This is a genomic window from Shewanella sp. TC10, assembly GCF_009663145.1.
In the GTDB taxonomy this organism is placed as follows: domain Bacteria; phylum Pseudomonadota; class Gammaproteobacteria; order Enterobacterales; family Shewanellaceae; genus Shewanella.
Genome location: NZ_VKHR01000069.1, coordinates 21,131 through 28,086 on the forward strand (window position 1 = coordinate 21,131; position 6,956 = coordinate 28,086).

The window sequence follows — 6,956 nt, forward strand, 5'->3', positions numbered from 1 at the left end:
TGTTGTATTTAAGGAATAATATTACCATCCTGGACATTTTCCAATGGGTCAACAGCTGCGACATTTTGCGCTGGAGATGCATCTGCTCCGTCGACGATTAATGCGCCATCATCTAATAGGCCATTAATAATTACGCCGTCATCAGTGCTGCCATATACGTCTGTTAAATCGACGCCATCTAGTACAATGTGTTGCTCGAATACACCATTGTTATCAGCATCGATATCAATGGTTGTACTGTTGCCATCAGTGCTAAAGTTGAGCATGCTATCTAAGCTACCAAGGTCCTCATTAACGAGTAAGTCTCTTAGATCTAAACTATCTTTACTGGTATCAAAATCAGTGATGGTATCAGTACCGATTTCATTGGCGTTCCAGACAAAAGTGTTATTGCCTTCACCACCAGTCATGACGTCATCACCTAAGCCACCACTTAGAAGATCATCGCCTAGTCCGCCAATGAGTATTTCGTTACCATCTCCGCCAATGAGTACATCATCGCCAGCACCGCCATCAAGAATAGCATCAGCAAAGTAGATATTACCCGTAGCGCCATTGGCTCCGTCAGATATATAAGTGCCAGTTTGGACTGTTCCATCACTTAGGGTAACGGTGAACGTTGCGCCAACTAGACTAGCACCAGTGTCATTACCTAAATTATCGGTGTCAAAGGCAAACCAGAACTCGTCGCCATTAGTGAAATCTCCTGCACTAAATACTGCTGTGAGTGTGCCGCTATCCTGGGTCATATTGGCAAATATGTTTGTGTTACTATCATCAATCCCGACGGAGTCACTACCTTTAACTAGGTTTGACTGGCTAACATCCACAATCGCATTCGTGTCACCACCACCTCTAAGGTTAATGTCTATTCGGGTGATAGATATTCCTGCAGCTAGCAGTGCAGCTTCAAATCCAAACTGGTTTGAAGCATTGTAAGTATTTCCTGATTTTACAGTAGCCTTGATATTAGTCGCTGAAACAGTGTTATTAGCTGTCGAGCTCGCGATAATAATGTCATTTTCATGTGTACCAATTAAGATATCAGAGTTTTGATAATCTACGGTTACCTCTGCAGTATCTGTTGTACCGTTTGCAGATAATGTGTATTCAAAACTATCACCATCGTTTACATTGGTAATGGTTACTGTGTCATTTGCAAGGCTTGTATTACTAGCACTGCCGGTAGTGACAGAGCTTAATGAACCATTGTCAGGTAATGCGTCACCGTGGGTGAGGTACTCTGTCGAAATCGTTAAATCACCTTGAGCTTGATTAGTGATGACATTGTTTACGTTTGCATCTAGTGACGCATAATAATCAAGATTAATTTGCAGAACTAAAGAAGCTGAATCGCCATCATTATCTATAATTGTGACATCAATTGATTCTTGCTCATTGAGTACATTTGCGGAAGCATCTAGAAGGTATTCGTATTCACCTGTTGAGAAGTTAATCTCGAATGTTGCTCCGAGATTAGTGGTGATTACTTTAGTCGGATTAGACGCATCATAAGTGTAAGTGATACCGTCAACCACTATCGACTGAACATGCCCTCCATCAGCACCCACTAGAACACCTGAAGCAGAATTACTAATGATGCCTAAACTACCCGTAACAGTATTTGAGTCAAAGAAATCTAAAATAGTGTTGGTGAGATCGTCTGCATCATTAACGATAATCGCATATTCTTCGCTACCGTCATCTGCTTCAGGATAAGCAATAGGTAAAATAGCATCTAAACTAGCATTGCCAATTCCTATCCCGAATGAGATGTCGTAGTTGCTATCTAAATATGTTTGCCACTGCCCCTGCAGGGTTGCGTCAACTTCATTACCTGATGAAGGAACACCATCAGAGATGAAGTAAACAAAGTTCTTATCTGCATCAGGAATAGCACCGCTATTGATGACATTTCCTAAAGCAGCTTCATAATTGGTTCCACCTCCAGCTTGCAGACTGTTTAAGTATGCTATTGCGCCGTCGATATCATCAATTATCCAACTTGAATTTGTTGCAGAGCTTGAATAAGTAACGATTTGAATGTTCACGTTACCTGAAGCATCTACTTCATTTATGAGGGCCGTTAAGGATTCAATTGCTGTTTCTAGATAGGTTTTACCGTTACCAGCACTATTGTCCATACTGCCTGATACATCCAGAATGAAGGTTAAGTTAGTGCTTAATGTTTCTGCATTAGTCTGTAGGTTCTGAGTAATATCTTCAACGACTGGTGAATCATCGACAATATTAACAGTTAAGCTGCCACTATCACTAGAGTTCAGTGCATTGAGGACTTCATAACTGAAAGACTCAGATACGTTATCACCATTAGTACTTGTATTGAGCGTGTACTCATAGTCGCCAGCACGGTTATCTGCAGTATCTTCGGTATAAACAGTAAGTTCACCGATTGCTGTCGTAACGGTGATTATGCCATTGACTGGCGTGATCCCATTAACCTGAGTGATTTCTGTTGAACCACTAATTCCTTCATCGTTATCGAGTAAGTTCCCAGTCGTGATATTACTATCATTACCCTCTGTAGTACCGCCTAGTAACCCTGACTCTGAAGCGCTTGTCACATCATCATTGACTGCTGGGCTTGAATCTTGAACTATTCTTAATCTCGCTTCAGTTGAATCTCCGTCTGAATCTGTAAGGGTATAGAAAATATTACTAGCAACACTTTGTTGACCGTTTACTTCCGGAACCGAAGATACAAAATTATAGCTACCATCTTTGTTGATGGTAATGGTGCCTCGATTAGCTATGGTGACAACAATATTGCCATCGGCATCAAATGTGTCGTAAGTCGTCCCAGCAATTCTAATGCTAGTTAACTCAGTTACATCCGCACCAATATCATCAACACCGCTTCCATCGGTTCCTGCGCCTGTAATGACGCTTCCGTATGCTGAACCACCAAAACCGACGCTATCAAGATCATTTTGCGCGACAGGTGCAGTATCATTTACGTCAATAAGCACTTGAGTCCACGAAGACTCACTTGTTCCGTCGCTGACTTGATAATAGAAACTGTCGTTTAGGGTGTCGTTACTTGTATGATCAAGGTTTTGTGGTGCTTGATAGCTATAACTACCATCATTATTGATAGTAATCGTGCCGCCAAGTGTAGTAGTGAAACTTTGGCCTGCTTGAGAGGCATTGATACTATCAACATCAGAGTTCCCAGGTGAAAAGCGGGTCACTGATAAACTATCACTTTCAGGATCGTTGTCATTGCTAATAAGATCAATTGCGTTAAAGGTAATTGACTCTCCTTCAAGTACAATTAATTGATCAGTATTAGGCTCAGGAGCTAAATTCACTCCCACAATATTGATCGTAACTGTCGCAGTATCTACCGCGTCATATTCATCCGTTAAGGTGTAAGTGAAAGTATCTGTATCGAGTTCGCCAGCAGTTAAGCTATCAAATGCCCCATTCACATCATAAGTGTATGTGCCATCGTCATTAATTATGATGGTTGCGCCACTTGCAAGAGTGATTTGTTGTCCATAAATGTATTCAACACCATTGACATGGGTAATATCAAAATCATGATTTTGCGCATCAGTATCATTTGCAAATAAACCGTCAGCTTCATCAGTTATTTCAAGAGTAGAATCCTCTTGAACAACATATGCATCAACTAAGGCTGGACCTGTAACAGTTACTGAGTCTAGGTAGTAATCTGATGAGTCTTCTAAAGCGGCTCCGCCATTGGCTTCACTGATTGTTGGAGCTGCTTCGAATACCAATTGGTCAAATACTTGATTACCGGTATTAATTGTAAAGGTGCCAGTTGTACCTGTTGATGTCGTGAAGGTTTGTGTGGCAACAAGCTGACCATTGTAATATGCGTACCAAGTGCCTTGCTCACCGCTATTCTCATTAGCATACATGTGCGAAACACTGAACGTGGCTTCATTTACAAGCCCATTGAAGTCAATAACAATTGCTTCTGAGGTACCTGTTGTTGAATCGTATTCAATTTGATCAGCTATTTGACCTGTGGTGCGCGGTGAGCCGCTAACTCCTAGTAAGTTATTATCTCCACTTGATACTACGCCAACAGTTCCATCTGCATTTCTAGCACTGATGACAAAATCAGCTTCTCCGTCAGAGTTGACCGGACTGACCCAGTTATTGGCTGAATCAGCTGTCGTTGAGAAGATAGAACCAACTAAATCATCAACAGCATCGATATCATTATAACTTAGAGTAACAGTAGCCGAATCGCTTCCACCATTTCCATCAGTAATAGTGTACTCAAAGCTTGGAATATTAGTGGTGATATCATCGTGAACAAATGTGAAGTTACCATTTGAATTAATAGTTAATGTTCCTCCATCAATAGCAATGATTGCTTCATTAGCGGTAAATACTAATTCAACGCCATTGATGTGTGTAATTGTAAGGGCATCACCTTCAATGTCACTATCGAAACCTGAACCAGTATTATCATTTATTAAATTACCACTTATTGCTTGCCCATCGTTTAAAAGGTACGAATTATCTTGAGCATCAGGATCGTCGTTCTGTGGGGCCACATTGATGGTTAAGGTGGCGGTTTCACCCGTATCTGTGGTGTAGGTGATGACCGGCAGTACGCCATTCCAATCACTGGCTGGRGTGAAGCTGTAGGCGCCGGTGCTGCTGATAAGCAGGCTACCACCTTCAACGGTGATCGCCGAGCCGGGTGTGTAAACCGTGCTGTCACCGGCTAAGGTGAAGCTGACCACTTCAGTGTTATCACTTTCATCGTTTGAWAGCACRTTACCWGAGGCCACCGTGTCTTCCGCCACCGAAATCGCATCATTGGTGGTGTCAGTATTATCTTCGCCAACCGTGATGGTTAAGGTGGCGGTTTCACCCGTATCTGTGGTGTAGGTGATGACCGGCAGTACGCCATTCCAATCACTGGCTGGAGTGAAGCTGTAGGCGCCGGTGCTGCTGATAAGCAGGCTACCACCTTCAACGGTGATCGCCGAGCCGGGTGTGTAAACCGTGCTGTCACCGGCTAAGGTGAAGCTGACCACTTCAGTGTTATCACTTTCATCGTTTGATAGCACRTTACCTGAGGCCACCGTGTCTTCCGCCACCGAAATCGCATCATTGGTGGTGTCAGTATTATCTTCGCCAACCGTGATGGTTAAGGTGGCGGTTTCACCYGTATCTGTGGTGTAGGTGATGACCGGCAGTACGCCATTCCAATCACTGGCTGGRGTGAAGCTGTAGGCGCCGGTGCTGCTGATAAGCAGGCTACCACCTTCAACGGTGATCGCCGAGCCGGGTGTGTAAACCGTGCTGTCACCGGCTAAGGTGAAGCTGACCACTTCAGTGTTATCACTGTCGTCATTATCTAGCACATTACCTGATGCAACAGAGTCTTCTGCAACTGTATTGCTGTCATTAAATGCGAATAAAGCATCAATTTCACCAGTATCATTTGCAGTTGCTGTATTTCCAGCAGGATCTGTCACTTCGGCTATTACTGAGTAATCGCCCTCTGACAGCTCATTCGGTACTTCAACTTGATAGCTGCCATCAGGCTCCACAATTGCTTCTATGGTTTGCTCAACACCATTGCTATCAGTTACAACTAAGGTAACGGTGCTGCCTGGAGTTGCATCAGTTGTTCCAGTGATTAGAGGAGTATTATCACTTGCATCATCAGGAGTGCTAACAGTGATAGTTGGTGGCGTTAGATCTATATCGCCGTTGTCTTCTGCAAAGGCACCATTACCAGCACTATCAGAAACGCCTGCTACAGCAGTGTAATCGCCTTCGGCTAATGGTAAAGGAACCTCAACGCTATAAGTACCATCTGGGTTTACAAGGGTTTCGATTATTTGTTCTTGGCCTGCACTGTCAGTGACAATAATTGTGACTGTACTGCCTGGTTCAGCATCTGTCGTGCCTGTAATCGTTGGTGTCGCATCTGCTGAATTATCAGGTGCACTGACGGTGATCTCTGGAGCTGTCGTGTCTATATCTCCAGTGTCATTAGCACTTGCAGTGTTACCTGCAGGATCAGTAACAACCGCGACTACGTTATATTCGCCTTCAGCTAATGGCTCAGCTACATCAACTTCATAACTACCGTCAGGATTAACAATCGCCTCTAAGACTTGTTCGTTGCCTTCGTTGTCAGTAATCGTTAGCGTAACCGTGCTTCCTGGAGTTGCATCAGTTGTACCCGTAATCGTTGGAGTAGTGTCGACGTTATTATCAGGTGCATTTACTGTAATAACGGGGGCGATAGTATCTATTTGACCATCGTCGTTATCCGTAGCTGTATTACCTGCAGGATCAGTGACTTCTGCAACAACAGTGTAATCACCTTCAGCCAAAGGCTGCTCCACATCAACTTGGTAGTTTCCATCTTCATCAACAATGGCTTCAAGTACTTGTTCATTGCCTTCATTGTCAGTGACAACGATAGTGACCGTACTACCTGGTTCAGCATCTGTTGAACCTGTAATTGTTGGCGTATTATCGTTAGTATTATCTGGCGCGACAACGGTAATCACTGGAGCAACGGTATCTAGTAAAGCACTATCGGAGCCTTCAGGGCTAATATTACCAGCACTATCAATAATGGTTGCTACTACTTCAATGGTTTCACCTTCAGCAGGGGCTGGCAGCGTTAAATCTATTGAGCCATTATCAATGTCTTCTTGGGTAAGAATAATTTCCTGACCGTTAACAACTAAAGTATCACCAGGCTGTGCACCAGTTGTTGTTAGATCAATCGTTACAGAAACTTCAGTATTACCTGCTAATTCTTCTTCGCTGATAATGACATCGTTATTGGTATCAGTATTAATAATCACACCAGGAGCGCCATCAGCAACAGGGGTTACTTCAATGGTCAGTGTTGCAGTGACATTGGTATTAGTTCCTGTTATTACATACACAACTAATACCAATGTCACTGCAACACTGAC

At 43.2% G+C, this 6,956-nt stretch carries 1 protein-coding gene; it reads right to left on the reverse strand.

Annotated features, from left to right (window positions below; genetic code table 11):
- Positions 1 to 8: 8 nt before the first annotated feature.
- Positions 9 to 6,926 (reverse strand): beta strand repeat-containing protein, encoded by a 6,918-nt coding sequence (locus FNZ24_RS18720; protein ID WP_228768546.1) that lies wholly within the window; start codon positions 6,924 to 6,926, stop codon positions 9 to 11.
- Between the last annotated feature and the right edge of the window lie 30 nt (positions 6,927 to 6,956).